The following is a 26,145-nucleotide window of genomic DNA, read 5'->3' as shown; positions in this document are numbered from 1 at the left end:
CTCAAGGCTGCCAGTGGAGGAAGTTGCGGAACAAAGCCAAACCTTGGGCCGCGCTTTTTTCGGGGTGAAACTGAGTGGCAAATATATTGTCACGGGCAATGGCACAAGCAAAGCGGCCGCCGTAGTCGGTCTGGGCCGCGCTGTGCGCCGGGTTGGCCACCTGGGCATAGAAGCTGTGCACAAAATAATACCAGCTGCCGTCCTCAACGCCCTGCCACAAGGCATGTGCTGGCTTGTCTTGCCAGACTTGGTTCCAGCCCATTTGCGGCACTTTGTAGCGGGTGCCGTCGGGCTGCATTTGTCCGGCCAAATCGAACTTGACCACGCGCCCGGGGATCAGACCCAAGCCAGGCGTGTCGCCCTCGTCGCTGTGGTCCAGCAGCATTTGCATGCCCACACACACACCAAATAAAGGCTTGCTGGCAGCAGCTTCGAGCACGGCGTCCATCAGGCCCGACTCGCGCAGCTCGCGCATGCAATCGGGCATGGCGCCCTGCCCCGGCAAAACCACACGGTGCGCGTCGCGCACGACTTGCGGATCACTGGTAACGGTGACTTCGGCATGGTCCACGCTGGAGGCGGCATGCATCACCGCCTGCGCCACGCTGCGCAGGTTGCCCATGCCGTAGTCCACAACGGCGACGCGGTTGACGCTCATGCTCAGAGACTTCCTTTGGTGGAAGGGATCACGCCCGCCGAGCGCGGATCGAGTTCGAGCGCGGCACGCACGGCGCGGGCGAAGGCCTTGAAAATCGTCTCGCACTGGTGGTGTGCGTTCACGCCCTTGAGGTTGTCAATGTGCAGCGTGCACAGCGCGTGGTTCACAAAGCCCTGGAAGAACTCATAAACCAGTTGCGTATCGAGCGAGCCCAGCGAACCAGAAGTGAACTTCACGTCCATGTGCAAACCAGGGCGGCCCGAAAAATCCACCACCACGCGGCTCAAGGCTTCGTCGAGCGGCACGTAGGCGTGACCATAACGGCGGATGCCTTTTTTGTCACCAATGGCTTGGGCAAACGCCTGGCCCAAGGTGATGCCAATGTCTTCCACCGTGTGGTGGCCGTCGATGTGCAAGTCACCTTCACAGGCGATGTCCAGATCAATCAAACCGTGGCGGGCGATCTGGTCGAGCATGTGGTCCAGAAAACCAATGCCGCTGGCCAGCTTGGCTTGGCCCGTGCCGTCCAAGTTGATGGCAACACGGATGTTCGTCTCGGCCGTCTTGCGGGTCACGTTTGCTGTGCGGTTCATAAGGAGGCTTTCAGAGCAGCAAGGAGTTGGTCGTTTTCTGCGGCGGTGCCCACCGTCAGGCGCAAGCAGTTGGCCAGCAATGGGTGCATTTTAGAAATGTTCTTGATCAGCACGCCGTGGGCCTTCAGGCCGTCAAAGGTTTTGGCTGCATCGGGCACGCGGGCCAAGATCATGTTCGCTTCGCTCGGGAACGGGGTCACACCAGGCATGGCGGCCAGTTCATTCAGCAAACGGGTGCGCTGCTCGCGCAGGTCTTTCGCTTGGGCTGCAAACACCTCGGTGTGCTCCAACGCAAACAGAGCGCACTCGTAATTCAGCACGCTGATGTTGTAAGGCGGGCGCACCTTGTCGATCTCGGCCACCAAAGCCTTGGGGCCAATCATGTAGCCCAAGCGCACCCCGGCCAAGCCAAACTTGGACAGCGTGCGCATGAGCAAGACGTGCGAATGGCGCGTGATGCGGTCGATATAGCTGCGGCTGGCAAAGGGCTGGTAAGCCTCGTCCATGACCACCAAGCCGCCTTGTGCGCCTTGCGCGAGCACGATCTTCTCGATCACCTCGTCGTTCCACAGGTTGCCCGTGGGGTTGTTGGGGTAAGCCAGGTAGACGATGGACGGCTTGTGCTCGGCAATGGCGGCCAGCATGGCGGCTTCGTCGAGTTCAAAGTCGGCGGTGAGCGGCACGCCGTGAAAGGCCAGACCTTGCAGCTGGGCGCTCATGGCGTACATCACAAAGCCGGGCAAGGGCGAAAGGATGCTGGCACCGGGCACATCACAGGCCATGGCCAGCAAAGAGATCAATTCGTCCGAGCCATTGCCCAGCATGATGTCGAAGCCTTCGGGCATGCCGGCGTGCTGGGCCAAAGCATGGCGCAGTTCGTTCACGCGGCCATCGGGGTAGCGGTTCAGCGCCAAGGCGCCCAGTCGCTCGCCCAGCGCTTTTTGCAGCTCAGCGGGCAAGCGGTGTGGGTTTTCCATCGCGTCGAGCTTGACCATGCCCACCGAATCCTGGATGGCATAGGCGTGCATGGACTGCACGTCCTGGCGGATGCGTTGCATCAGTTGGGGGCTCACGGTCATGTCGGCTCTCGCATGGGGGGAACAGGGTTCAAGCGCAATTCGGCGGCACGGGCGTGCGCTTGCAGGCCTTCACCATAAGCCAGCTCGGCAGCAATACGCCCCAGAGGCTGCGCACCTGCTTCGCTGACCTCGATCAGGCTGCTGCGCTTTTGGAAGTCGTACACACCCAAAGGCGAGGAAAAGCGCGCTGTGCCGCTGGTGGGCAGCACATGGTTGGGGCCTGCGCAGTAGTCGCCCAGAGACTCGCTGGTGAAAGCGCCCAAAAAGATCGCCCCCGCGTGGCGCAACAGGGGCTCCCAGCGGTGCGGCTCGCTGCTCGACACCTCCAGGTGCTCGGGCGCGATGCGGTTGCTGATGGCGCAGGCTTCTTCCATGTTGCGGGTCAAGATCAAAGCGCCTCGGTCGTTCAATGACTTGGCGATGATCTCGCGGCGGGGCATGGTGGGCAGCAGGCGGTCAATGGCGGCCTGTACTTCGGCAATGTAGGACGCATCGGGGCACAACAAAATGCTTTGCGCCAGCTCGTCGTGCTCGGCCTGGCTGAACAAATCCATCGCCACCCATTCGGCGGGCGTGCTGCCATCGGCCAAGACCAGAATTTCGCTGGGGCCCGCGATCATGTCGATGCCCACGGTGCCAAACACACGCTTTTTGGCGCTGGCCACGTAGGCGTTGCCGGGGCCGGTGATTTTGTCCACCTTGGGAATGGTGGCCGTGCCATAAGCCAGCGCGGCCACGGCTTGCGCGCCACCCACCGTGAAGGCGCGGCTCACGCCCGCCACACAGGCAGCGGCCAGCACCAGCGGGTTGCGCACACCAGCAGGCGTGGGCACGACCATGATGATCTCTTGCACACCCGCCACGTGAGCGGGTATCGCGTTCATCAACACCGATGAGGGGTAAGCGGCTTTGCCACCGGGCACGTAAATGCCCACGCGATCGAGCGGCGTGACTTTTTGGCCCAGCAGCGTGCCGTCTTCGTCGCGGTAGCTCCAGCTCTCGCCCGAGGCTTTCTTTTGCGCTTCGTGGTATTGGCGGACCCGGCTTGCTGCGGCTTGCAGGGCTTCGCGCTGCACGGCGGGCAAGCTGTCCAAAGCGACTTGCAATTCGGCTTGGGTGATCTCCAGCGCCTGCACGTCGGGCGCTTGCAGGCCATCAAAGCGCTGGGTGTATTCCAGCACGGCGGCATCGCCGTGTTTTTGCACATCGGCCAGGATGTCGGCCACACGCTGCTCGATGGCGGCGTCGGTGTCGGCAGACCAATGCAGGCGCGCCGCGAAGGCCGCTTCAAAACCGGCGTCGGCCGTGTTCAGTTGCAAAGGTTTGGCGTGCAATCCCATGTTCAGTCTTTCTTCACTGCGCCCGCAAAGGCGTCGATGATGGCGCGAATCGGCGCTTGCTTGAGCTTGAGCGCAGCCTGGTTCACCACCAAGCGCGAGCTGATGTCCATGATGCGTTCGACTTCAACCAGATGATTGGCCTTGAGCGTGTTGCCCGTCGACACCAGGTCCACAATGGCATCGGCCAGGCCCGTAAGTGGTGCCAACTCCATGCTGCCGTAGAGCTTGATCAGGTCGACGTGTACGCCCTTGGTGGCAAAGAAGTCGCGGGCAATGGTCGTGTATTTGGTGGCCACTTTCAGGCGTGCCCCGGTGCGCACGAGCGCTGCGTAGTCGTCATCGGCCCGCACGGCCACACTCATGCGGCATTTGGCGATGTTCAGGTCCAACGGCTGGTACAGACCCTGGCCGCCGTGCTCGATGAGGGTGTCGAGGCCGGTCACACCCAGATCGGCGCCGCCGTATTCCACATAGGTGGGCACATCGCTGGCCCGCACCAGCACCACGCGCACGTTGGCTTGGTTGGTGGGCAAGATCAGCTTGCGGGATTTTTCAGGGTCTTCCAGCACCTCGATGCCAGCGGCCTTGAGCAGCGGCAGGGTTTCGTCAAAGATGCGTCCTTTGGACAGGGCCAGCGTGATCATTTCACTCTTTCAATGTCGGCCCCCAGGCCGCGCAGTTTCAATTCCATGCGGTCATAGCCGCGGTCCAGGTGGTAAATGCGGTCGACAATGGTTTCGCCTTCGGCCACCAAGCCGGCAATCACCAAGCTGGCCGAGGCCCGCAAGTCCGTCGCCATGACCGTCGCACCCGAGAGCTTTTCCACGCCCTCGATCACCGACACCTTGCCGTCGATCTGGATGTGGGCACCCAGGCGCACCAACTCGTTGACGTGCATGAAACGGTTTTCAAAAATGGTTTCGGTCACCTTGCTCGCGCCTTGCGCGATGCAGTTGAGCGCCATGAACTGCGCCTGCATGTCGGTCGGGAAGCCCGGGTATTCGGTGGTGCGAAAGCTCTGGGCTTTCAAGCGGCCATCGGCCTTGACACGAATGAAGCCCTCGCCCGCCTCGATGGTGGCACCGGCATCGCGCAGCTTTTCGATCACGACTTCGAGGTGATCGGCGCGTCCGTGGCGCAACACCACATCACCGCCCGTGGCCGCCACCGCGCACAAAAAGGTACCCGCCTCGATGCGGTCGGCCACCACTTGGTGCTCACAACCATGCAGACGGTCCACACCCTGAATGCGGATGCGGCGAGTGCCGTGGCCTTCGATCTTGGCACCCATTTTGATGAGCATCTCGGCCAGGTCGGGAATCTCGGGCTCTTGGGCGGCGTTTTCCAGCACCGTCTCGCCTTCGGCCAGGGCCGCGGCCATCATGAAGTTTTCAGTGCCGGTGACGGTGACCATGTCGGTGGTGATGTGCGCACCTTTGAGGCGCGTGCGGCCCTCGGGCAAGCTGGCCAGCATGTAACCGTGGTCCACCGTGATGACCGCACCCATGGCCTGCAGGCCTTTGATGTGCTGGTCGACCGGGCGCGAGCCAATGGCGCAACCGCCGGGCAAAGACACTTTGGCGTGGCCAAAACGGGCCAGCAAGGGGCCCAGCGCCAGCACCGAGGCGCGCATGGTTTTCACCAACTCATAAGGTGCTTCAGGGTTCTTCAAAGCCCCAGCATCCAGCGTGACGCGACCGTCTTCGTGGTGCTCGGCCGTCACGCCCATGTTGCGGATCAGCTTGAGCATGGTCGACACGTCTTGCAGACGCGGCACATTGGCCAGCGTGACGGGTTCGGCGCTCAGCAAAGCGGCGCACAACTCCGGCAGGGCGGCGTTTTTGGCACCCGACACATCAAGCGTGCCTTGCAGGCGGTGGCCGCCGCGAATTTTCAGTTTGTCCATGAATCAGGTCTGTGCGTTGCGGCCCAAAGGCCTTCGGTTCATTTCGCTTGCGCAGCCCATTCGGCGGGCGTGTAGGTCTTCATCGACAAGGCGTGCACCTCATCGGTGTGCATTTTTTGGCCCAACGTGGCGTAAACGCGTTGGTGGCGTGCAATAGGGCGCAGGCCGGCAAAGGCCTCGGACACGACCACCGCGCTCCAATGGCGACCATCGCCCTCCACCGTGAGGTGGGTGCACGAAAGGCCTGCGGCGATGATGGCTTGGAGTTGCTCAGCGTTCATGGGGTTTCAGCTTCGGATTTTGTAGCCGATGCGCAAAAGGTGAAGGGTCAAGGCACTGATGGCGGCCAAGGCAGTGCCCACCACCGCCAGACTGAGCCAAGGGGAGACATCGCTTTGGCCAAAAAAGCCGTAGCGAAAGCCGTCGATCATGTAGAAAAACGGGTTCAGGTGGCTGAGCTTTTGCCAAAACGGCGGCAGCGAATGGATGGAATAAAACACGCCCGACAAAAACGTCATGGGCATGATGATGAAGTTCTGGAAAGCGGCCATCTGGTCAAACTTTTCAGCCCACAGGCCGGCGATCACGCCCAATGCGCCCATCATGGCAGCGCCCATGACGGCAAACACCAAAATCCACAGCGGGTTCACAAACGTGATGTTGACCATCCAGCCCGTGATGACGAACACGCCCAAGCCCACAGCCAGACCACGCACCACCGATGAGCCCACATAGGCCACAAACCAGCTGCGTTGCGACAAGGGCGTGAGCAACAAAAACACCAAGCTGCCCATGATCTTGCTTTGCACCAGGCTCGACGAGCTGTTGGCAAAAGCGTTTTGCAGCACCCCCATCATCATCAGGCCCGGCAACAAAAACGAGGTATAGGGCACGTTGTCATACACCTTGACATGGTCTTCGAGCACATGGCCGAAGATGAGCATGTACAGCACCGAGGTCAGCACAGGTGCGCCCACCGTCTGGAAAGCGACTTTCCAAAAACGCAGCACCTCTTTGTAGAGCAGGGTTTGCCAGCCGGTCATGCCAGGGCTCCCGAGGCGGTTTGTTTGCGGTTCATGACTTCAAGAAACACGTCTTCGAGGTCGGCCTGTCGGATTTCCACGTCTTCCACCACCAAGCCTGCAGTGCGCAGGGTGGCCAGATAATTTTCGATCTCGACCGCGTTGTGCACGGGCAACTGCACGATGCGGCCTGTGACGCGGGCGATGGCCGCCACGGCAGGCGGCAAGTCACCGTCGAGCTTGAAACGCAGCACCTGGCTGGTGGCCGAGCGCAGCAAGTCGGATGTGCGCTCCAAGGCCAGCAACTGCCCGCGCTTGAGCATGGCAATGCGGCCGCACAGGGCTTCGGCTTCTTCCAAGTAATGGGTAGTCAGCAAGACGGTGTGGCCTTGCTTGTTGAGTTTGGCGATGAAGGCCCACAGGGTCTGGCGCAGCTCGACATCGACCCCGGCGGTGGGCTCGTCGAGCACGATCACGCGGGGTTTGTGCACCAGGGCTTGCGCCACCAGCACGCGGCGCTTCATGCCGCCCGAGAGTTGGCGCATGTTGGCGCCCGCCTTGTCGGCCAAACCCAGACTGTCCAGCAACTCGTCGATCCAGGCGTCGTTGTGCTTGACACCGAAATAGCCCGACTGGATGCGCAGCGCCTCACGCACCGTGAAAAACGGGTCAAACACCAGCTCTTGCGGCACCACGCCGAGCAAGCGGCGGGCAGCGGCGTAATCGGTTTGCACATCGTGGCCATGCACCAACACGCGCCCGGTGGTGGGGCGGCTGAGACCGGCCAAGGTGCTGATCAGGGTGGTTTTGCCTGCGCCGTTTGGGCCAAGCAGGCCGAAGAATTCGCCCTCCTCCACATCAAAGCTGACTTGGTCGAGCGCTTTGAACGCGGCTGCGCCCGCCTGTTTGGCAGGGTAGATCTTGGAGACGGATTGGAAAGAGAGCGCTGGCATGGGAGAGGGCTATTTTAAGTGCTGGCCCGAGATGCTGGCGTGCAAGCTGCAGATCGACCTTAAAAAGCCTCAAAACCCAACACTCAGGCGGGTTGGAGCAGGTCCATCACCCCGTAAAGACTGGCCAATTCGCGCAAGCGCGGCGTCATGCCCTCGACACGCAACGCTCGGCCTTTTTGAGTCAACACCCGCCGCAAGCCCAAAAGAACGGCCAACGCAGAGGAATCAAATTCAACCAAAGCAGAGGCATCCAACACCACCTCTGTTGGCAAGGGGGCGGTCCCTTGCGCCAATTGCAACTCCCACTGCGCCAAGCAAGCGTCGGCTTGGTCGTGCAGCAAGGTGACGGGCAGCTTCAAGGCAATCATGTCAAACCGAATCAAGAGGCTTTGGCGTTGGACTTGTTGCGTGCGGCCAAGCTGGCAATCAGCGCATCGATGCCACCGGCATTGATCTCTTTGGTGAACTGGTTGCGGTAGTTCTCGATCAGCCACACGCCCAGCACGTTCAAGTCAAAAATCATCCAGCCCGAGCCTTGGCCCGGGGTTTTTTCGAGGCGGTAGTCGAGCTGGATCGGGTCACCTTTGCCACGCACTTCGGTGTTCACCACCAGGTTTTTGTCTTCCTGACCCGCCCGCAAGGGCTTGACCACCACCACCTGGTCGGTGATCTGGTTCAGGGCGCCCGAATAGGTGCGCACCAGTAAAATTTTGAATTCGTCTTGCAAGCGCTTTTGCTGCTCGGGCGTGGCTTTGCGCCAGGCCGGGCCCGTGGCCAAGGCGGTCATTCGGCGAAAGTTGACATGCGGCATCAGCTTGCTGTCAACCAGCAGCATGATTTTGGCGACATCGCCTGTGCGCAGCGCCTTGTCCGATTTGATGATGTTCAACGTTTCTGTGGTGATACGCTGAATGAAGGCCTCAGGCGCCTCATCGGCAGCCACAGCGAAGACCGGCAAGGACGACAGCCCGGCAAAAGCCAAAGCAGTCAGCCAGTGGCGTCTGTTCAAATTTGAAAATTGAGTCAAAGTATTCATGGTGCAACTATAGGTCGAGCGCCATATGCGCTTGTGAAAAACTGTAACGAGCGAGCTCTTCAGTTCTTTGCAGAGTCGCCGTAATCAAAGTTGCTGGGTGCATTGCCGTCATAGATATCGTTTTGGCGCTTTTGCAGGTAGCCATCACGCACAAAACTGTAGGGATCGAGCGACGCGCTCATCACCACATCCACCGTTTGCAGCAAGCGAGAACGCAGGTCGACTACGCGGGTCACCGTCAAGGCGTTGCGCGTGGCCTCGTCAGAAATCAGCTGCGAAGCATCACCCCGCATGTCCAGCGGCAAAGCGGCCGTGTCACGCAAAGTCGATGGACCCAACAATGGCAGCACCACGTAAGGGCCGGGATTCACACCCCAATATCCCAAGGTCTGCCCGAAGTCTTCTTTGTGCTTTTCAAGGCGCATCTCGGTGGCCACGTCCAGCACACCACCCAGTCCCAAATACGTGTTGACCGTGACCCGCATGAAGGACTCTGCCGCAGCTTGGCCTTTCAGTTGCATCGCACTGTTGGCAAAAGACCAGACATCGCTCAGGTTGCCAAAGAAGTTGCCCACGCCCGTGCGCACCAAACCGGGAACCACCTGCACATAGGCCTGCGCAACGGGCTTGATGGCCACCTGATCAACCACCTGATTGAACTCAAACACACTGCGGTTCATGGGCTCCCAAGGATCTCGCGCATCAGCGCTTTTGACTGTGGCACAGCCTTGGAGAGCCAGCAACACACCCATGCTGGCCCACAGTGCCAAGCGTTTCACAGATGTCATCATGGTTTGCTTCCTTCAGAAGAAGTTTTTTCGGCCTGGCTGAACAAGAACTGGCTGATCAGGTTTTCCAGGATGACGGCCGACTGGGTGGAGCCAATGCGGTCTCCGGCGGCCAGGTTTTTCTCGTCAGCGCCAGGCGCGACATCGAGGTATTGCTCACCCAGCAAACCGCTGGTGAGGATTTTCAGAGAGCTGTCTTGCGGAAAAGCGTGCTCGGTTTGCATGCCCAAAGTGACCTTGGCCTGAAAGGATTCGCCGTCAAATTCGATCTTTTTGACGCGCCCGACCACCACGCCGGCACTCTTGACCGCAGCACCAGGCTTGAGCCCGCCAATGTTGTCGAACTTGGCCGTGACCTCGTAGTCTTGGTTGAAACTCCAAGTCAGCAAGTTGGCGGCCTTCAGGGCCAGAAACAGCACGGCCACTGCACCGAGCAACACAAACAAACCGACCCACACATCATTTTTTGAACGTTGCATGCCGTCCTCCTCAAATGCTGAACATCATCGCGGTCAGGATGAAGTCCAGTCCCAACACCGACAAAGAAGAAACCACCACACTGCGGGTCGTGGCGCTGGCCACACCTTCAGGCGTGGGCTTGGCCACATAGCCTTGCAGCAAGGCAATGAAGGTCACGGCCACACCAAACACCACGCTCTTGATGATGCCGTTGCCCACGTCCTTGAACACATCCACGCCGCCTTGCATCTGGCTCCAAAACGAACCCGCGTCCACGCCAATGAGCAGCACGCCCACCACGTAACCGCCCAAAATGCCCACGGCGCTGAACACCGCCGCCAGCAAGGGCAAGGCGATGATGCCACCCCAAAAGCGCGGCGCCAAAATGCGTTGCAGCGGATCCACCGCCATCATCTCAAGGGCCGTGAGTTGCTCACCCGCACGCATCAGGCCGATCTCTGCCGTCAGTGATGCTCCCGCACGCCCGGCGTACAGCAAAGCCGCCACGACCGGCCCCAACTCGCGCACCAGGCTCAGAGCCACCAGCAGGCCCAGCGCCTCAGCCGAGCCGTAGCGCTGCAGCGTGTAGTAGCCCTGCAATCCCAACACAAAGCCGACAAACAGACCCGACACGGTGATGATGGCCAGCGAATAGTTGCCCAAAAAGTGAATCTGGTCGCGCACCAGGCCAAAACGCTTGAACGCCGCACCCGACATGACCACCAGCTTAAGAAACAAACGCGCAGCAAAGCCCCAATCGGCCAGCAGCTGACGGGTCGATGCGCCCAAAGCGCCCAACATGGCGGTGATCATGCCGACCTCCCGTCGTAGTCTTGCGCAGCCGTAGGGGCCGGGTAATGGAAGGGCACCGGACCATCGCTCAACGCGTGTACAAACTGGTGGATCAACGGATCGGTGCTGACCCGCAGCTCGGCTGGCGTGCCCTGCGCCGCCACACCACCATGCGCGAGGATGACCACATGGTCGGCGATTTCAAAGGTTTCGGTCACATCGTGCGAGACCACCACGCTGGTGATGCCCAAGCTGTCATTGAGGCGGCGAATCAGACGGGCCGCCGTGCCCAGCGAGATCGGGTCGAGACCGGCAAAGGGCTCGTCGTACATGATGAGGTCAGGGTCCAACGCGATGGCTCGGGCCAGGGCCACGCGGCGGCTCATGCCGCCTGAGATCTCTGAAGGCTTCAGGTCCCGCGCACCGCGCAAGCCCACCGCATCGAGCTTCATGAGCACGATGTCGCGGATCAGGTCTTCGGACAAACGGGTGTGTTCCCGCAAGGGAAAGGCCACGTTGTCGAACACACTCATGTCGGTGAACAAGGCACCAAACTGAAACAGCATGCCCATGCGGCGGCGGGCTGCATACAGCTCGGCCTGGCGCATGGGTGTGATGTCAGCACCATCAAACAACAGCTGCCCTTGGCTGGCGCGGATCTGCCCGCCAATGAGGCGCAGCACCGTGGTCTTACCACCCCCCGACACGCCCATCAGGGCCGTGACTTGCCCACGCGGCACATTGAAGCTCAGGTTCTTCAAGATGACACGGTCGCCGTACCCAAAGGTCAGGTCGCGCAGTTCAACAAGTGGAGGAGGTATGGAAGGGCTGTTCATGAAAAACAAAAGCCGGAAGGGTCCGGCTCTTGTGATGTTAATCAACCAAGGTATACGCTTTGTAAACCTTGGTCTTCTAGGGATTTTACCTAGAACAGGGTGACCTTAACGTGGCAGGTCGCTTTGACCCATCAGGAATTCGTCGACTGCGCGAGCAGCCTGACGGCCTTCACGAATCGCCCAAACAACGAGGGACTGACCCCGGCGCATGTCACCTGCAGCAAACACCTTGTTCACGTTGGTGGCATAGCCGCCTGTGAAGTCGGTGCTGGCCTTGGCGTTGCCTCGGGCGTCTTTGTCGATGCCAAAAGCGTCGAGCACGGTGGCAACTGGGTTGGTGAAGCCCATGGCCAACAAAACCATGTCGGCTTTGTATTCCTTCTCAGTGCCGGGCACCTCGACCATCTTGCCGTCTTTGAACTCGACGTGAACGGTTTTCAGACCTGTGACTTTGCCCTTTTCGCCGATGAACTCTTTGGTGGAGATGGCGAACTCGCGTTGCAACAGGCCCTTCTCAGCGCTCTCGTCGTGGCTGGAGCTGGTGCGCAGCTTCATGGGCCAGTAGGGCCAGATCATCGCCTTGTTTTCTTTTTCGGGCGGCTCGGGCATCACTTCGAACTGGGTGACGCTCACAGCGCCGTGGCGTGTGCTGGTGCCCACGCAGTCGCTGCCGGTGTCACCGCCGCCGATCACGATGACGTTTTTGCCGTCAGCGCGCAGTTGGCCTTTGAGCTTGTCGCCGGCATTGACCTTGTTTTGCTGGGGCAAGAATTCCATCGCGAAATGGATGCCGTCGAGATCCCGGCCGGGCACGGGCAGGTCACGCGACTGCTCGGAACCACCTGTGAGCAGCACGGCGTCAAAGTCTTTCTTGAGCTGTTCGGCGCTGACGGTTTCCTTGGCCCAGTTGGTGACCTTGGAATCCTTGGGCCATTCGCCCACCAGCACGCTGGTGCGGATCTTCACGCCTTCGGCTTCAAGCTGCTGAACGCGACGGTCGATGTGCGTCTTTTCCATCTTGAAGTCAGGAATGCCGTAGCGCAGCAAGCCGCCCACGCGATCGTTCTTCTCGAACAGGGTCACGTCGTGGCCGGCTCGTGCCAGCTGCTGTGCGGCGGCGAGGCCTGCGGGGCCTGCGCCAATGATGGCCACAGTCTTGCCGGTCTTGACCTTGGCAGGACGGGGGGTGACCCAACCTTCGGCCCAAGCGCGGTCGATGATGGCGTGCTCAATGGACTTGATGCCCACGGCGTCGTCGTTGAAGTTGACCACGCAAGCGGCTTCGCAAGGTGCTGGGCAGATGCGGCCGGTGAACTCGGGGAAGTTGTTGGTGCTGTGCAGCACCTCGATCGCGTTCTTCCAGTCGCCCTGGTACACCAGGTCGTTGAAGTCCGGGATGATGTTGTTGACAGGGCAGCCGTTGTTGCAAAAAGGTGTGCCGCAATCCATGCAGCGGGCTGCTTGGGTTTTGGACTGCTCGGGTGTCAAACCGATCACGAACTCGCCGTAGTTCTTCAAGCGCTCGGCAACGGGTTTGTAGCCCTCTTCGATGCGCTCAAATTCCATGAAACCTGTGATTTTTCCCATGATGTTTCCTTCGATTCTTAACGTGGGGCTCAGGCAGCGACGGGCTGAGCAGCCTTGGCGGCTTTCTTGGCATTGATTTCACCCAAGGCGCGCTTGTATTCGTTCGGGAACACCTTCACGAACTTGGGGCGGGCCGTGGCCCAGTTGTCCAACAACTCGCGAGCACGCTGGCTACCAGTCCACTTGTGGTGGTCTTCCAGCAGTTTCTTCAATTGCGCCTCGTCGGCTTGGTCACGGTGCCAGACCTTGCGGTCGACTTGCGCCTCTTGCTCGGCCACCGTCAGCACTTTTTCCATGCTGACCATGGCGGTGTTGCAGCGCGAGGCGAATTCGCCGTCTTCGTCGTACACATAAGCGATACCGCCGCTCATGCCCGCGCCGAAGTTGCGGCCGGTTTTACCCAAGACCGCGACGGTGCCGCCGGTCATGTATTCGCAACCGTGGTCGCCTGTGCCTTCCACCACGGCGGTGGCGCCGGACAGACGCACCGCAAAGCGCTCGCCGGCCACGCCAGCAAAGAAGGCCTCACCGGTGGTCGCGCCGTACATGACGGTGTTGCCCACGATGATGTTTTGCGAGGGCACGCCACGGAACTCCAGGCTCGGTCGCACCACCACGCGACCACCCGACAAACCTTTGCCGGTGTAGTCGTTGGCTTCACCGATCAGGTCCAGCGTGATGCCCTTGGCCAGGAACGCGCCGAATGACTGACCACCGGTACCTTCCAGTTGGATGCGCAAGGTGTCGTCAGGCAAGCCTTCGGGGTGCACCTTGGTCACCGCGCCGGACAACATGGCGCCGACCGAGCGGTTCACGTTGCGGGCAACTTCCATGAACTGCACTTTTTCGCCCTTGTCGATGGCAGCGCGGCTCTTGGCGATCAGCACGTTGTCCAGGGCTTTTTCCAAGCCGTGGTCTTGTGTGTCCACATGGCGCACAGCCACGGTGGAAGCCACTTGTGGCACAGCCAGCAAGCGACCGAAGTCCAGGCCCTTGGCTTTCCAGTGCTCCACACCGCTATTCATGTCGAGCAGGTCGGCACGGCCCACCAGGTCGTCAAATTTGGCGATGCCCAGCTGGGCCATGATCTGGCGCACTTCTTCGGCGATGAAGAAGAAGTAGTTCACGACATGCTCGGGCTTGCCGGTGAACTTTTTGCGCAGTGTGGGGTCTTGTGTGGCCACGCCCACCGGGCAGGTGTTCAGGTGGCACTTGCGCATCATGATGCAGCCTTCAACCACCAGCGGTGCGGTGGCGAAGCCGAACTCGTCAGCACCCAACAAGGCGCCAATCGCCACGTCACGGCCGGTCTTCATCTGACCGTCGGCCTGCACACGGATACGACCGCGCAAGCCGTTGAGCACCAGGGTCTGCTGGGTTTCGGCCAGACCGATTTCCCATGGCGAGCCTGCGTGCTTGACCGACGACCAAGGCGATGCGCCCGTGCCGCCGTCGTGGCCCGCGATCACAACGTGGTCGGCCTTGCACTTGGCCACACCGGCGGCGATGGTGCCGACGCCGATTTCGGACACGAGCTTGACGCTGATGTCGCTGTGTGGGGCCACGTTCTTCAGGTCGTGGATCAGCTGGGCCAAGTCCTCGATGGAGTAGATGTCGTGGTGCGGTGGTGGCGAGATCAGGCCCACACCGGGCACCGAGTGGCGCAGCTTGCCAATGTAGTCGGACACCTTGCCGCCAGGCAACTGGCCGCCTTCACCGGGCTTGGCACCCTGGGCCATCTTGATCTGGATCTGGTCGGCGCTCGACAGGTATTCGGCGGTGACGCCAAAGCGGCCCGAAGCCACTTGCTTGATGCGCGAACGCAAAGAGTCACCGGCAGCCAAAGGCATGTCGACTTCGACGTTTTCTTCACCGATCACGCTCTTCAAGGAATCGCCCAACTTGATCGGGATGCCCTTGAGTTCGTTGCGGTAACGCGCCGAGTCTTCGCCGCCTTCACCGGTGTTGCTCTTGCCGCCAATGCGGTTCATGGCCACGGCCAGGGTGGCGTGCGCTTCGGTGGAGATCGAACCCAACGACATCGCACCGGTAGCGAAACGCTTGACGATCTCGGCCGCAGGCTCGACCTGTTCCAGCGGGATGGCTTTGGACGGGTCGATCTTGAACTCGAACAGACCGCGCAACGTCATGTGGCGCTTGCTTTGGTCGTTGATGATCTGCGCGTATTCCTTGTAAGTGCTGAAGTTGTTGGCGCGGGTGGAGTGCTGCAACTTGGCGATCGCGTCGGGCGTCCACATGTGCTCTTCACCACGGGCACGCCAAGCGTATTCGCCACCGGCATCCAACATGGTGGCCAGGATCGGGTCGTCGCCAAAGGCGGTGGTGTGCATGCGGAAAGCTTCTTCAGCGATCTCGAACACGCCGATACCGCCCACGCGGCTGGAGGTGCCGGTGAAGTACTTGTTGATGGTTTCGGTGTTGATGCCGATGGCTTCAAACAACTGCGCACCGCAATACGACATGTAGGTGCTCACGCCCATCTTGGACATGATCTTGGACAGACCCTTGCCAATCGCCTTGACGTAGTTGTAGATGGCTTTCTCGGCCGACAAGTCGCCCGGCAGCTCTTTGTGCAGCGCAGCCAGGGTTTCCATCGCCAAGTAGGGGTGCACGGCTTCTGCGCCGTAACCGGCCAGCACAGCAAAGTGGTGCACTTCGCGGGCGGTGCCCGTCTCAACCACCAGGCCGGCCGTGGTGCGCAGGCCTTCGGTCACCAGGTGCTGGTGAATGGCTGACAGCGCCAGCAAGGCGGGCACGGCCACCTGGGTGGCGCTCACGCCACGGTCGCTGATGATCAGGATGTTGTGGCCGCCTTTGATGGCGTCCACCGCTTCGGCGCAGAGCGAGGCCAGCTTGGCTTCCACGCCTTCACGACCCCACATGGCGGGGTAAGTGATGTCGAGTGTTGCGCTCTTGAACTTGCCCTTGGTGGCTTGCTCGATGTTGCGCAGCTTGGCCATGTCGGCGAAGTCCAGGATGGGCTGGCTGACTTCCAAGCGCATCGGCGGGTTGACCTGGTTGATGTCCAGCAGGTTCGGCTTGGGGCCGATGAAGGACACCAACGACATCACGATCGCTTCGCGGATCGGGTCGATCGGCGGGTTGGTCACCTGCGCAAACAACTGCTTGAAGTAGTTGTACAGCGGCTTGTTTTTGTCGGACAGCACGGCCAGCGGGCTGTCGTTGCCCATGGAGCCAATGGCTTCTTCACCGGCAGAGGCCATGGGGGCCAGCAAGAACTTGATGTCTTCTTGTGTGGTGCCAAAGGCTTGTTGCAGATCGAGCAAAGGCACGTCGGATGCGGCTGCTTGCACAGGGGCGTCTGCCACGTCGTCGAGTTTGATGCGCAGGTTTTCGATCCACTGCTTGTAGGGTTTGGCGCTGGCCAAACCGGCCTTCAACTCTTCGTCGTTGATCATGCGGCCTTGTTCCAGATCGATCAGGAACATCTTGCCGGGCTGCAGACGCCATTTGCGCACGATCTTGCTCTCAGGAATCGGCAGCACGCCGGTCTCGGAGCCCATGATGACCATGTCGTCGTCGGTGATGATGTAGCGCGAAGGGCGCAGGCCGTTGCGGTCGAGCGTGGCGCCGATCTGGCGGCCGTCAGTGAACACGATGGAGGCGGGGCCGTCCCATGGCTCGAGCATGGCAGCATGGTATTCATAGAAGGCCTTGCGGCGCTCGTCCATGGTGGTGTGCTGTTCCCAAGGCTCGGGGATCATCATCATCACGGCCTGGCTGATGGGGTAACCCGCCATCGTCAGCAGTTCCAGGCAGTTGTCAAAGGTGGCGGTGTCGGACTGACCAGCGAAGCTGATGGGATAGAGCTTTTGCAGGTCGTTGGCCAAAACGGGCGAAGACATCACGCCTTCGCGGGCCTTCATCCAGTTGTAGTTGCCTTTGACGGTGTTGATCTCGCCGTTGTGCGCCACATAGCGGTAGGGGTGAGCCAATGGCCACTCTGGGAAGGTGTTGGTGGAGAAACGCTGGTGCACCAGGCCCAAAGCCGAGACGCAGCGCTCGTCTTGCAGGTCGAGGTAATAGGTGCCCACTTGATCGGCCAGCAGCAAGCCCTTGTAGACCGCAGTGCGGCTGGACATGCTGGGGATGTAGTACTCGTTGCTGTGCTTCAGGCGCAGGTTCTGGATGGCGGCGCTGGCGGTCTTGCGGATCACGTACAGCTTGCGCTCCAAGGCGTCCTGCACGATCACATCGGCGCCACGGCCAATGAAGATCTGGCGCATGACCGGCTCTTTTTCGCGCACGGTGGGCGACATAGGCATGTCACGGTTCACCGGCACATCGCGCCAGCCCAGCACCACTTGGCCTTCGGCCTTGACGGCGCGCTCGAGCTCTTGCTCGCAAGCCATGCGCGAGGCGTGCTCTTTGGGCAAGAAGACCATGCCGACGCCGTATTCGCCAAAAGGTGGCAACGCCACACCTTGTTTGGCCATCTCGTCGCGGTACAGCGCATCGGGCAGCTGGATCAAGATACCCGCACCGTCGCCCATGAGCGCGTCCGCGCCCACCGCACCCCGGTGGTCCAGGTTTTCTAGGATCTTGAGCGCCTGGGTCACGATGGCGTGGGTCTTGTGCCCTTTGATGTGGGCCACAAAGCCGACACCACAAGCATCGTGCTCGTTGGCGGGGTCATACAGACCGGTCGATTGGAAATGTTCTTTTGCACTGGCCGAAGTCATGGGCGCTCCTAAGGGTTTTCACGCAGACCGAAGAGTGTAGTGCACAGCAGCATCCATGCCAAACTTTTTAATTGGGGTCAGATCCCAATTAATTCAGCTTTTGACTTGGCTTCAAATAAATTGGGGACAGATTCAAACGGGTGTCTTTTTGGCAGGTCGGCCAGCCTTGCCAGGCACCAAACGACGCTGGGTGGTTTGCTGCAAGTCACCCACAAAACCAGCCGAACCCAAAGCCCAGCCCGACAAGGCGCTTTGGGTGAGTTGGTCCTTTTCTCGCTGCGCCAGGCCCGTCTGCACCAACTCGGCATAAGCCGCCTCGCGTGCGAACGGCGTATTGCCCAAGCCCCAAAACAGGGCATGCGGCGTCACCAACTTGTCGCTCATCTGCCCAATACAGTGCCTGTGGCTGGACCATTTGAAGTCGGCAGCTTGCCCCACCATGCCCGCCCGCACGGGATTCAGGTCGATGTAGACCATGCAGGCCAAAAGATAGCGCTCACTCTCAATGAGGTTACTGCGGTAGCGCCCTTCCCACAAAGTTCCCGTGCGCTGGTGCCGCAAATTGAAGTAGCGCACATAGGCCCGCCCCACCGCCTGCATCATTTGGGGCAAGGCCTCGTCGGTTTCGGGGGTGAGCAGCAAATGGAAGTGGTTGTCCATGATCACATACGCATGGATGGCCACCTTGAAAGTTTGCGCATGCTCTTGCCACAGCGCCAGCAAACGCTCGCGGTCCACATCGTCGCGCACGATGGCCTGGCGGTCATTGCCGCGCTGAATGACGTGGTGCGGGTAACCGGCAACGGTGAGACGGGGTTGGCGGGCCATGGAAACTCCCTGTTTGAGAGCCGCAGTTTAATTGGGATCTGACCCCAATTAACAACGCTCCAAAGCCGAAACCGCCAAATGGGCCAAGGCGATTCGCGACGCGAAGATTGAGCCGCAATAAGGCGCTTGGTGTCTGCTGAGCGCCAGGTCAGACCGCTTCTGATCTGGCGACCAGCGGGTACCTACTGCCCATCGGCGCCTCCACCCCAAACTCTTGCAGCAGCGCCAGCAGGCGCTCGCCGGAGGCGCGTTTTTTCTGGCCGGTGTACCTGGCCAGAATCAGCTCGTTTTTCATGCTGTGTTCCCAGCCCACCAGCTCAGTCACCGTCACGGCATAGCCCTGTGACTCCAGATACAGGCAGCGCAAAACGTTGGTCAGCTGGCTGCCCACTTCGCGGGTGTGCAGGGGGTGACGCCACAGCTCGGCCAAAGGCGTGCGCTGCAAATTAAGGGCCTTATTTTGGTTGAGCGCTCGGGCCAATTCGGCCTGGCAGCAGGGCACCAACACCATGTACTTGGCTTTCTTTTGCAGGCCAAAGGCGATGGCGTCGTCGGTGGCGGTGTCGCAGGCGTGCAAGGCCGTCACCACGTCGATTTGCGCGGGCAGCTGATCACTTTGCGTCGATTCGGCCACACTCACATTCAAAAAGCGCATGCGCTCAAAGCCCAGCTTTTGGGCCAACGCTTTGGACGACTCCACCAACTCGCTGCGCGTTTCGATGCCGTAAATCGTGCCTTGGCCCAGCGCCTTGAAGAACAGGTCGTAAATGATGAAGCCCAGATACGACTTGCCAGCGCCATGATCAGCCAGCGTGGGTCCGGTGTCGCAGGCGGGTAATTCGAGCAGCAACTTTTCGATGAACTGGAACAGGTGGTAAACCTGCTTGAGCTTGCGGCGCGAATCCTGGTTGAGCTTGCCCTCGCGGGTCAGGATGTGCAGTTCTTTGAGCAGCTCGACCGACTGACCGGGGCGCACTTCAGGCGGCAGCTGCGATGCGGCGTTGTCGTTGGCCTTTTGCTTTTTCATGGGGTTGGCCCCACATCCAGCTTTTTCCAGCCTTCAACGCCCAGCTTGTCCATGGTCTCGATGTTGGTTTCGTAAATCATCTCGGCCTCAGGGAAAGCATCCACCGCCCTGTCGATGCTTTCCTCGCGCAGCAAGTGCAGCGTGGGATAAGGCGAGCGGTTGGTGAAGTTGCCGATGTCGTCCGGCTCGGTGTCCGCAAACTGGAATTGCGGGTGAAAGCTCGCCACCTGGAACACGCCTTCCATGTCGAGCTCTTGCAACACGGCATCGGCTTCGTCCAGAAAGTCGTTGAACTCCAGAAAATCCTGCAGCATCTGCGGCACGATCAAGAGCACGGTTTCGCGCTCTTCGGCAGGCGTGGCGGCCAGCGCCTGCAGCTGCTCAATCAGCTCGTCGCGCAAGCCTTCCAGGCCTTTGGCCTCGCTCAGCACGTAATGGATCTGGCCCTTGACGTGCGGGGCTTTGGCAAAGGGGCACAGGTTCAGGCCAATCACGGCACGTTCGAGCCAGCGCACGGTGTCAGCAATTTCGGGGGTGTTCATGTCAGTCATGGGCGAGATTGTGCCTGCTGATACAGGGTCTTATCAGGAAGACACATCCTCGGTCATGCAGCCTGTGTATTGTCGTTTTTAAATGCACACCGCCCTGCCCGCTGGCAGCGATGAAGACCAAAGGCGGGCAGCCAAGTCTTTGACCTTGGCCATGAGCTCGGTGTGGAGTCCCCAGGGTATGGACTGAACCAAGTCCGACGGGAAAAGTGCCGCAGCCTGTGGCACTTTGGTGTCTGGCTCAATTTGTGCCACAGCTTGTGGCACAAATTGAAGGTGGGGGTATTCGCGATAAACCGCCAACATCCGCTTGATGTTGCGCTCGGAAAAGCCTTTTTCCTCCGGCAGTTCGTTGTGCAAATCACGCGCCAAATGCGGAATCACCCAGGCCCCCCAGCCCTCTTGCTGCTGGCGAGCGTGGATCAGCGCGCCAATGTCCCAATACAGGCGAATGCGCTCGCATTGACAGCCAACATGGCCGAGGTTTGCCCATGGCGTACGCGTTGCTGGGTCTCGTTAGCAGGGCAGCGTAATCGGCAGACACTCAAAAATCACTGCATCAAACAATCAGGCTTTGTACAGCAGCTGCAATTAAGTTATTCAGTCCATCCTTAAGTGAAGAAACGGACCACTTACTCATCAACCACGCCCATCAACGGCATCGTGATTCCTTGATGAGTCCATCCCCAGCCACCCCGCCTGCGTCAGCCGGTATTTTTGCAGGCGGCTTTGGGGTTTATCAGGCAGGGTTCTTTCAATCCAATGAGCCTCCAACAGCGCGTTGACTGCGCGGTTCAGTGCGCCAGTGACGGACTTGAGGCCCAACTGGCTTGAGAGTTCAGACTTGGATAAAGCTGCCTCGCGAAGAAGATGCAGGATTTTTTTTGATAACGACTCTGCCCCTGACTCTGCCCCTGACTCTGCCCCTGACTCTGCCCCTGACTCTGCCCCTGACTCTGCCACTTCGGGAATAAGCGCCAGGGCCTCAGACGCCATCGGAAAACGCAGCTCAAAAAAGTGCTCGCTGATGTGAACGATGTCACTGTCGTAGGCATTCAAGATGCGCCGCATGCCCGAGCCAAGGTGCTCGACCAGCTCCATGTCGCGAAACACCCGCATCAGTTCGCGGTTGCGCGGCATGGATCGGCCACTCAGGCATTCCTCCAGACTCAAACCACTCAACAGTCCGCCATATGAGGTGATGCTGATGCGGTCAGCATAAATCTCCACCAGCGGCGGCACCTCGGCGGTGTAGTCGTTGTGAATGATGGCGTTGATCAGCGCTTCGCGCAGGGCGCGGGCGTTGAACTAGCGGCGCTGCTCGCGCTCTGCGGCGCCGGTGATGCGGGTCAGGGTGCGGTTTTCGATTTCGAGCTTGTCGAGCACACGGTGGGTGGCCTTGAGCAGTGAGCAGTAGCCGTATTCCTGGTTTTCGATCAGGTCGCATTTGTCGGCTCCGGCATATTTGGCGACCTTGATGGAAATGCTGTTGGTGTCCGCCAGCAAGTAGGCGGCGTAATTCAGGCGTTCGCTGTCCGGCACGTAAAGGTCGAGGTTGTGCAAAAAGGTATCGTTGATCTCGAAGCCTTTTTCCTGGTAGTAAATCTTCAACTGCTGGAACGTGAGTTTGAGCGTGGTCGGCGCGGGAATGTTGCGCAGCGAGTTGCGCACCCGCCCGGCATAGAGTTGGTCAATCATGCCCGAGGTCATGGGCTGCACGCCGCTGCCAACCCGAGTGAAACAACCTGCAGGTGATTGACCGTAGCGTTTGAGGTAATACGGTTTTTCGGTGCCGCGCGTCACCACCACATGAATCACGGTTTTTCCCTCGTGTTCCTGCGCATACACGTCGTACAACCCGAGGCAAGAGGGCAAGATGTTGTTGCGGATGCGGTCAGAAATCGCCAGCATCTGGGCATCCACATCGCTGACGCCCAGCACTTCACCATCGTCATCCACACCGATGTACAGATCGCCGCCCTTGGCTGAATTGAGAAACGCCACCACTTCTTTTTCCAGCGCATCGCTGAGCTGTCGTTTGAATTCGGTGGTGCTGTTCTCTTGGCCAAATTTGGTCATGATGTCAACCCGCTCACTGCTTTTTGATTTCTTGTTTCCGCCCAGTCAATGACTGGAGCAACGCTTACAGACGACACAAAAAGACAACCGCAACCCAGCCCAAGCACTGAAGATGCACGCGACAATGTGCCCCTTGAAACGTCGCTCCAAACCATTGAACCTTCTCCTTATTTTGAACATCTCGTGCTTCGCACAAAAGTATGACTCACATTGTCAACGCATCACGCTGGCTGGCCTGCAGCATTACTCGATCAAGCCAGTCGGCTTCAAAATATCTGAGACATGCATTTTTTGAAGAATGAATCTATCAGCTTAACAAACGCAGCCGCTCTCAACTTGCAGGTTTGTTTTGCAGTTCGACACGTCGCGCCAATTCGCGCCCAGCCAGCCAGGCCAGCACCGCCCCCACCACACAACAGCCCACCGTGAACAGCGGCGTGAGCTGCCAGCCGCCTGCCCGAGCGGCCACGGCCGCCACCACGGGGGGCCCCACAAATTGCCCCAGGGCCGAGAGTTGCTGCACCCAGCCCACCGTGGTGGCCACTTGCTGCTCCCCCGGGGCCAGGCGCACCGCCAAGCTGAACAGCGTGCCCGGCACCAAGCCGCCCATGCCCGAAAACAACAGCACCCCGGCAAAACGCAACCAAGGCAGACTTTCAGTGAAGGGCGCAAAAGCCACCGTGCTGCCCAGCGCCATGGCGCCAAAGCCCAGCCACAGCGTGCTGCGGGGTGCCCAGCCGCGCTGCAGCAAGCGGCCCGAGGCCATGTTGCCCAAAATGTTGACGGCCGCCGCCAAGGCCGTGAGCACGCCCAGCAGCGCACCACTCACCCCAGCGGCTGCGTAAATGGACGGCAAGAAACCCACCACCGCCAGCCACTGGCCCGAATACATGCCGAAAGTGAGGGCCACCAGCCAGGGGCCTCGGGCACTCAAAGTGCGACGCAGGCGCTGCCAGGCACCAAGCCCCGCTGCGGCTGTGTGGGCCACGGGGTCAGCGGGCACGCTGCGCCACAACCACGCGGCCATGGCCAGCGACACGGCAGCAAACAGCCACCACCAAGCCCCCCAGCCCCAGGCCGGAATGAACAGCGGACCGGCCAGCAAAGCCAGCGCAGTGCCGGTGGGCATGTAGGCGCCCCACACGCCCAGCATGCCGGGCAGCTGCTCGGGCGGCACCAAGCGGCGGATCAAGGCGGGCGCGGGCAATGCCACCAGCAAAAAACCCAACCCTTCCATCGCTCGCAAGAAAAGCAAAGCCGTGACCGACGTGGCGAATGCGCCCAAACCACTGGCCAGCGCCAGCAAGCACAACCCGCGCACCATGCTGCGCTTGAGCCCCATGCCATCGGCCAGCAGGCCCATGAACACCGCCAAACTCATGCCAGCGAGTTGCACCATGGACAACAGGAAACCGGACTGCACCAGCGTGAGGCCCAGCTCGGCCTGCAGCGCGGGCAAGGCGGGCGGCAACTTGCCCACCTGCAAAGCCGCCACGCCGCCCGCGAGGACGACCAGCCAAGCGGCGCGGTGGGCGCTCACCGGGCTCACAACAACTTGCGCCCGGTCAGGCGTTCGTGCTCCCGCAGGGCAAAGCGGTCGGTCATGCCAGCGATGTAGTCGGCCACCGAGCGATGCAGGTCGGTATTGGCGGCGAAGTCGGCGGACATCTCAGCGGGCTGGGCCACGTAAGCGGCGAACAACTCACGCACCACCTGCTGCGCCTGCCCGGTGGTGTGCATGACCTGCGGATGGCGGTAGAGCTGCGCGAACAAAAACTTTTTGAGCTCGCCGCTGCGGGCCTTCATGCCGGGGCTGAAAGCCACCAAAGGCCCAGCCAAGCGGGCTTCTTCCAACGAAGCAACGCCCGCCCGCAACACGGCCCGGCGGGTGGTGTCGATCACGTCGTACACCTGATCACTCAGCATGCGGCGAATGGTTTCGTACAAAACGCGGCGCGGCTTTTCTGACAAGCCCGGGTGCTCGGCCAGCGTTTGTTGGTGGTAATGCGCAAACAGCTCCACCTCCAGCAGTTGCTCGATGCTGATCAGCCCCGAGCGAACGCCGTCGTCGATGTCGTGTGCGTTGTAGGCAATCGCATCGGCCAGGTTGCACAGCTGCGCCTCCAGGCTGGGCTGGGTGCGGTCGATGAAGCGCCGCCCCACCCCGCTCGGCTCGGTACGCTCCAGATGCTCGGCATTCGTACGCGAGCAATGTTTGAGCACGCCCTCGCGGGTTTCAAAGCTCAGGTTCAGGCCGTCAAACGCCGGGTAGCGCTCTTCAAGCTTATCCACTACACGCAGGCTTTGCAGGTTGTGTTCAAAGCCGCCGTGCTCGGCCATGCATTCGTTCAGCGCGTCCTGCCCAGCGTGTCCGAAAGGCGTGTGGCCCAGGTCGTGCGCCAGCGACACGGCTTCGACCAAATCCTCATTGAGCCCCAGCGCCCGAGCGATGGAGCGACCCAGCTGGGCGACTTCAATGGAGTGCGTGAGCCGCGTTCGAAACAGGTCACCTTCGTGGTTCAAAAACACCTGTGTTTTGTAGACCAGCCGCCGGAATGCGGTGGAGTGCACGATGCGGTCGCGGTCACGCTGGAAAGCGTTGCGCGTGGGCGCGGGAGCTTCAGCAAACCGTCGGCCCCGGCTGTTCGCCGGATCGCAGGCCAGCGCCGACAAGCTGGCCAGTGGCTGGCTTGAACCCACAGGCAAATCCAATGACTCGGCCAACATGGTTCAGGCGCAGCAGGCGTTGATCACCTCGCGCACCAAGGCGTCGGGCGCACCACACACGGTGGCTTTTCCGGGGCCATCGATCACCACAAACTGGATGTCGCCGCCGATGGCTTTTTTATCGAGGCGCATGTGTTCGATGTAATGGCCCGCGTTGTCGGCCGCATCAATGACCGGGCCGCGCACCGGCAAGCCCGCACGCGCGATCAAGGCCCGCAAACGCGCCACAAAAGCGGCGTCGACTTTGCCCAGGCGCTGCGAAAGTTCTGCTGCCATGACCATGCCGCAACCCACGGCTTCGCCGTGTAACCAAACGCCAAAGCCCAGACCCGCCTCGATGGCGTGGCCGAAGGTGTGCCCAAAATTCAGGATGGCCCGCAGGCCCGCTTCGCGCTCGTCTTGACCCACCACCCAGGCCTTGACCTCGCAGCTGCGTTGGACGGCGTGCGCCAATGCGGCCGGGTCTTGGGCGATGAGCGCGTCGATGTTGGCCTCGATCCAATCGAAGAAGGCCATGTCGGCGATCGGGCCGTATTTGATGACTTCGGCCAGGCCCGCGCTCAACTCGCGCGGGGGCAAAGTGGTCAGGGTGTTCAGGTCGCAGACCACGCGCACGGGTTGGTAGAACGCGCCGATCATGTTTTTGCCCAACGGGTGGTTGATGGCGGTCTTGCCGCCCACCGACGAGTCGACCTGCGACAAAAGCGTGGTCGGCACCTGCACAAAGGGCACACCACGCATATAGCTCGCCGCCGCAAAGCCGGTCATGTCGCCCACCACACCGCCGCCCAGCGCAAACAGCACCGTCTTGCGGTCGCAGCCTTGACCGAGCAATGCGTCAAAAATCAGGTTCAGGGTGGGCCAGTCTTTGTGCGCCTCGCCATCGGGCAACACCACGGTGTGCACCTGTTTGTAATGCGGGGCAATCGCGCTGCGCAAAGCGGCCTCGTACAGCGGGGCAATGGTGTCGTTGGTCACGATCATGGCCGTTGTCGCCTTGGGCAGACCGGCCCAAGTGTCAGGGCGGCTCAGCAGGCCTTGGCCAATCTGGATGTCGTAACTGCGGTCGTCCAGCGAAATGGCGACCGTTTGAACAGGAGCGGTTTGGGGGGAGGATGTGGTCTCAGACATGCCCCCAAGTGTAGGGGTTTGGGGTGACGTTT

26 protein-coding genes are annotated in these 26,145 nt (G+C 60.6%); all 26 read right to left on the bottom strand.

What is annotated here, in order from left to right; all coding sequences use genetic code 11:
• Nucleotide 1 precedes the first annotated feature (1 nt).
• The 26 genes from hisH to aroB all read right to left on the bottom strand — a co-directional run bounded on the left by hisH (nt 2) and on the right by aroB (nt 26,113).
• The gene (gene hisH, locus B9Z50_RS10270) at nt 2–658 is read right to left on the bottom strand and encodes an imidazole glycerol phosphate synthase subunit HisH (protein ID WP_108364002.1); all 657 of its coding nucleotides are present in this window, start codon (nt 656–658) and stop codon (nt 2–4) included.
• 2 nt (nt 659–660) lie between these two features.
• The gene (hisB, locus tag B9Z50_RS10265) at nt 661–1,251 is read right to left on the bottom strand and encodes an imidazoleglycerol-phosphate dehydratase HisB (RefSeq protein WP_108364000.1); all 591 of its coding nucleotides are present in this window, start codon (nt 1,249–1,251) and stop codon (nt 661–663) included.
• The gene (hisC, locus tag B9Z50_RS10260) at nt 1,248–2,330 is read right to left on the bottom strand and encodes a histidinol-phosphate transaminase (protein ID WP_108363998.1); all 1,083 of its coding nucleotides are present in this window, start codon (nt 2,328–2,330) and stop codon (nt 1,248–1,250) included. Before hisC ends, hisB begins: the two co-directional genes overlap by 4 nt.
• Nucleotides 2,327–3,670, bottom strand: a complete 1,344-nt coding sequence (gene hisD / locus B9Z50_RS10255; protein ID WP_108363996.1) for a histidinol dehydrogenase — start codon at nt 3,668–3,670, stop codon at nt 2,327–2,329. Before hisD ends, hisC begins: the two co-directional genes overlap by 4 nt.
• A gap of 2 nt (nt 3,671–3,672) precedes the next feature.
• Nucleotides 3,673–4,314 carry an ATP phosphoribosyltransferase gene (gene hisG, locus B9Z50_RS10250; protein ID WP_062406349.1) on the bottom strand — a complete coding sequence of 214 codons (642 nt, stop codon included), beginning with the start codon at nt 4,312–4,314 and terminating at the stop codon, nt 3,673–3,675.
• Complete coding sequence (gene murA, locus B9Z50_RS10245) at nt 4,311–5,576, bottom strand: UDP-N-acetylglucosamine 1-carboxyvinyltransferase (RefSeq protein ID WP_108363994.1); 1,266 nt, start codon at nt 5,574–5,576, stop codon at nt 4,311–4,313. Before murA ends, hisG begins: the two co-directional genes overlap by 4 nt.
• 38 nt (nt 5,577–5,614) lie before the next feature.
• Nucleotides 5,615–5,857 (bottom strand): BolA family protein, encoded by a 243-nt coding sequence (locus B9Z50_RS10240; protein ID WP_108363992.1) that lies wholly within the window; start codon nt 5,855–5,857, stop codon nt 5,615–5,617.
• 6 nt (nt 5,858–5,863) lie between these two features.
• Complete coding sequence (locus B9Z50_RS10235) at nt 5,864–6,619, bottom strand: ABC transporter permease (RefSeq protein ID WP_108363990.1); 756 nt, start codon at nt 6,617–6,619, stop codon at nt 5,864–5,866.
• Nucleotides 6,616–7,551, bottom strand: a complete 936-nt coding sequence (locus tag B9Z50_RS10230; protein ID WP_108363988.1) for an ABC transporter ATP-binding protein — start codon at nt 7,549–7,551, stop codon at nt 6,616–6,618. The genes B9Z50_RS10235 and B9Z50_RS10230 overlap by 4 nt, the downstream gene beginning before the upstream one ends.
• Nucleotides 7,552–7,634: 83 nt before the next feature.
• Nucleotides 7,635–7,919: a lipid asymmetry maintenance protein MlaB gene (locus B9Z50_RS10225; protein WP_108363986.1), complete on the bottom strand. Its 285-nt coding sequence runs from the start codon at nt 7,917–7,919 to the stop codon at nt 7,635–7,637.
• 11 nt (nt 7,920–7,930) lie between these two features.
• Nucleotides 7,931–8,587, bottom strand: a complete 657-nt coding sequence (locus tag B9Z50_RS10220; protein ID WP_108363984.1) for a phospholipid-binding protein MlaC — start codon at nt 8,585–8,587, stop codon at nt 7,931–7,933.
• Nucleotides 8,588–8,646: 59 nt separating this feature from the next.
• On the bottom strand, nt 8,647–9,378 hold the full coding sequence (locus tag B9Z50_RS10215; RefSeq protein ID WP_370463070.1) for a VacJ family lipoprotein: 732 nt from the start codon (nt 9,376–9,378) through the stop codon (nt 8,647–8,649).
• Nucleotides 9,375–9,854 (bottom strand): outer membrane lipid asymmetry maintenance protein MlaD, encoded by a 480-nt coding sequence (gene mlaD, locus B9Z50_RS10210; protein WP_108363982.1) that lies wholly within the window; start codon nt 9,852–9,854, stop codon nt 9,375–9,377. Before mlaD ends, B9Z50_RS10215 begins: the two co-directional genes overlap by 4 nt.
• 10 nt (nt 9,855–9,864) lie before the next feature.
• The gene (gene mlaE, locus B9Z50_RS10205) at nt 9,865–10,647 is read right to left on the bottom strand and encodes a lipid asymmetry maintenance ABC transporter permease subunit MlaE (protein WP_108363980.1); all 783 of its coding nucleotides are present in this window, start codon (nt 10,645–10,647) and stop codon (nt 9,865–9,867) included.
• Nucleotides 10,644–11,462, bottom strand: coding sequence for an ABC transporter ATP-binding protein (locus B9Z50_RS10200; RefSeq protein WP_108363978.1), 819 nt, complete (start codon nt 11,460–11,462; stop codon nt 10,644–10,646). The genes mlaE and B9Z50_RS10200 overlap by 4 nt, the downstream gene beginning before the upstream one ends.
• A gap of 105 nt (nt 11,463–11,567) precedes the next feature.
• On the bottom strand, nt 11,568–13,049 hold the full coding sequence (locus B9Z50_RS10195; RefSeq protein ID WP_108363976.1) for a glutamate synthase subunit beta: 1,482 nt from the start codon (nt 13,047–13,049) through the stop codon (nt 11,568–11,570).
• Nucleotides 13,050–13,078: 29 nt separating this feature from the next.
• Entirely contained in the window at nt 13,079–17,773 is a 4,695-nt protein-coding gene (locus B9Z50_RS10190) for a glutamate synthase-related protein (RefSeq protein WP_108363974.1), read from the bottom strand.
• A 132-nt stretch (nt 17,774–17,905) separates the two neighbouring features.
• Complete coding sequence (locus tag B9Z50_RS10185; RefSeq protein ID WP_108363972.1) at nt 17,906–18,601, bottom strand: transposase; 696 nt, start codon at nt 18,599–18,601, stop codon at nt 17,906–17,908.
• A 148-nt stretch (nt 18,602–18,749) separates the two neighbouring features.
• Complete coding sequence (locus B9Z50_RS10180) at nt 18,750–19,628, bottom strand: SAM-dependent methyltransferase (RefSeq protein WP_108363970.1); 879 nt, start codon at nt 19,626–19,628, stop codon at nt 18,750–18,752.
• Nucleotides 19,625–20,179: a DUF1415 domain-containing protein gene (locus B9Z50_RS10175; RefSeq protein WP_108363968.1), complete on the bottom strand. Its 555-nt coding sequence runs from the start codon at nt 20,177–20,179 to the stop codon at nt 19,625–19,627. Before B9Z50_RS10175 ends, B9Z50_RS10180 begins: the two co-directional genes overlap by 4 nt.
• A 78-nt stretch (nt 20,180–20,257) precedes the next feature.
• Nucleotides 20,258–20,599 carry a DUF1016 N-terminal domain-containing protein gene (locus B9Z50_RS10170; RefSeq protein WP_233249837.1) on the bottom strand — a complete coding sequence of 114 codons (342 nt, stop codon included), beginning with the start codon at nt 20,597–20,599 and terminating at the stop codon, nt 20,258–20,260.
• 216 nt (nt 20,600–20,815) lie between these two features.
• A complete protein-coding gene (locus B9Z50_RS17780; protein WP_199221723.1) occupies nt 20,816–21,418 on the bottom strand; it encodes an ATP-binding protein in 603 nt (200 codons plus the stop codon).
• A 66-nt stretch (nt 21,419–21,484) separates the two neighbouring features.
• Nucleotides 21,485–22,255 (bottom strand): helix-turn-helix domain-containing protein, encoded by a 771-nt coding sequence (locus tag B9Z50_RS17775; RefSeq protein ID WP_199221722.1) that lies wholly within the window; start codon nt 22,253–22,255, stop codon nt 21,485–21,487.
• Between the two features lie 331 nt (nt 22,256–22,586).
• Entirely contained in the window at nt 22,587–23,804 is a 1,218-nt protein-coding gene (locus B9Z50_RS10160) for a CynX/NimT family MFS transporter (protein ID WP_108363966.1), read from the bottom strand.
• A complete protein-coding gene (locus B9Z50_RS10155) occupies nt 23,801–24,982 on the bottom strand; it encodes a deoxyguanosinetriphosphate triphosphohydrolase (protein WP_108363964.1) in 1,182 nt (393 codons plus the stop codon). Before B9Z50_RS10155 ends, B9Z50_RS10160 begins: the two co-directional genes overlap by 4 nt.
• Nucleotides 24,983–24,985: 3 nt before the next feature.
• Nucleotides 24,986–26,113 carry a 3-dehydroquinate synthase gene (gene aroB / locus B9Z50_RS10150; protein ID WP_108363962.1) on the bottom strand — a complete coding sequence of 376 codons (1,128 nt, stop codon included), beginning with the start codon at nt 26,111–26,113 and terminating at the stop codon, nt 24,986–24,988.
• Nucleotides 26,114–26,145: the final 32 nt, after the last annotated feature.

The sequence above is a fragment of the Limnohabitans sp. Bal53 genome, from assembly GCF_003063355.1.
GTDB lineage: Bacteria > Pseudomonadota > Gammaproteobacteria > Burkholderiales > Burkholderiaceae_C > Limnohabitans_A.
The sequence above is the reverse complement of the archived record's forward strand: the minus strand, read 5'-3'. Positions and strand labels throughout refer to the sequence as shown.

Excerpts from the sequence above, each read along its gene's own strand:
- hisH (WP_108364002.1), bottom strand. The coding sequence starts at position 658 with ATGAGCGTCAACCGCGTCGCCGTTGTGGACTACGGCATGGGCAACCTG.
- hisB (WP_108364000.1), bottom strand. The coding sequence starts at position 1,251 with ATGAACCGCACAGCAAACGTGACCCGCAAGACGGCCGAGACGAACATC.
- hisC (WP_108363998.1), bottom strand. The coding sequence starts at position 2,330 with ATGACCGTGAGCCCCCAACTGATGCAACGCATCCGCCAGGACGTGCAG.
- hisD (WP_108363996.1), bottom strand. The coding sequence starts at position 3,670 with ATGGGATTGCACGCCAAACCTTTGCAACTGAACACGGCCGACGCCGGT.
- hisG (WP_062406349.1), bottom strand. The coding sequence starts at position 4,314 with ATGATCACGCTGGCCCTGTCCAAAGGACGCATCTTTGACGAAACCCTG.
- murA (WP_108363994.1), bottom strand. The coding sequence starts at position 5,576 with ATGGACAAACTGAAAATTCGCGGCGGCCACCGCCTGCAAGGCACGCTT.
- B9Z50_RS10240 (WP_108363992.1), bottom strand. The coding sequence starts at position 5,857 with ATGAACGCTGAGCAACTCCAAGCCATCATCGCCGCAGGCCTTTCGTGC.
- B9Z50_RS10235 (WP_108363990.1), bottom strand. The coding sequence starts at position 6,619 with ATGACCGGCTGGCAAACCCTGCTCTACAAAGAGGTGCTGCGTTTTTGG.
- B9Z50_RS10230 (WP_108363988.1), bottom strand. The coding sequence starts at position 7,551 with ATGCCAGCGCTCTCTTTCCAATCCGTCTCCAAGATCTACCCTGCCAAA.
- B9Z50_RS10225 (WP_108363986.1), bottom strand. The coding sequence starts at position 7,919 with ATGATTGCCTTGAAGCTGCCCGTCACCTTGCTGCACGACCAAGCCGAC.
- B9Z50_RS10220 (WP_108363984.1), bottom strand. The coding sequence starts at position 8,587 with ATGAATACTTTGACTCAATTTTCAAATTTGAACAGACGCCACTGGCTG.
- B9Z50_RS10215 (WP_370463070.1), bottom strand. The coding sequence starts at position 9,378 with ATGATGACATCTGTGAAACGCTTGGCACTGTGGGCCAGCATGGGTGTG.
- mlaD (WP_108363982.1), bottom strand. The coding sequence starts at position 9,854 with ATGCAACGTTCAAAAAATGATGTGTGGGTCGGTTTGTTTGTGTTGCTC.
- mlaE (WP_108363980.1), bottom strand. The coding sequence starts at position 10,647 with ATGATCACCGCCATGTTGGGCGCTTTGGGCGCATCGACCCGTCAGCTG.
- B9Z50_RS10200 (WP_108363978.1), bottom strand. The coding sequence starts at position 11,462 with ATGAACAGCCCTTCCATACCTCCTCCACTTGTTGAACTGCGCGACCTG.
- B9Z50_RS10195 (WP_108363976.1), bottom strand. The coding sequence starts at position 13,049 with ATGGGAAAAATCACAGGTTTCATGGAATTTGAGCGCATCGAAGAGGGC.
- B9Z50_RS10190 (WP_108363974.1), bottom strand. The coding sequence starts at position 17,773 with ATGACTTCGGCCAGTGCAAAAGAACATTTCCAATCGACCGGTCTGTAT.
- B9Z50_RS10185 (WP_108363972.1), bottom strand. The coding sequence starts at position 18,601 with ATGGCCCGCCAACCCCGTCTCACCGTTGCCGGTTACCCGCACCACGTC.
- B9Z50_RS10180 (WP_108363970.1), bottom strand. The coding sequence starts at position 19,628 with ATGAAAAAGCAAAAGGCCAACGACAACGCCGCATCGCAGCTGCCGCCT.
- B9Z50_RS10175 (WP_108363968.1), bottom strand. The coding sequence starts at position 20,179 with ATGACTGACATGAACACCCCCGAAATTGCTGACACCGTGCGCTGGCTC.
- B9Z50_RS17775 (WP_199221722.1), bottom strand. The coding sequence starts at position 22,255 with ATGACCAAATTTGGCCAAGAGAACAGCACCACCGAATTCAAACGACAG.
- B9Z50_RS10155 (WP_108363964.1), bottom strand. The coding sequence starts at position 24,982 with ATGTTGGCCGAGTCATTGGATTTGCCTGTGGGTTCAAGCCAGCCACTG.
- aroB (WP_108363962.1), bottom strand. The coding sequence starts at position 26,113 with ATGTCTGAGACCACATCCTCCCCCCAAACCGCTCCTGTTCAAACGGTC.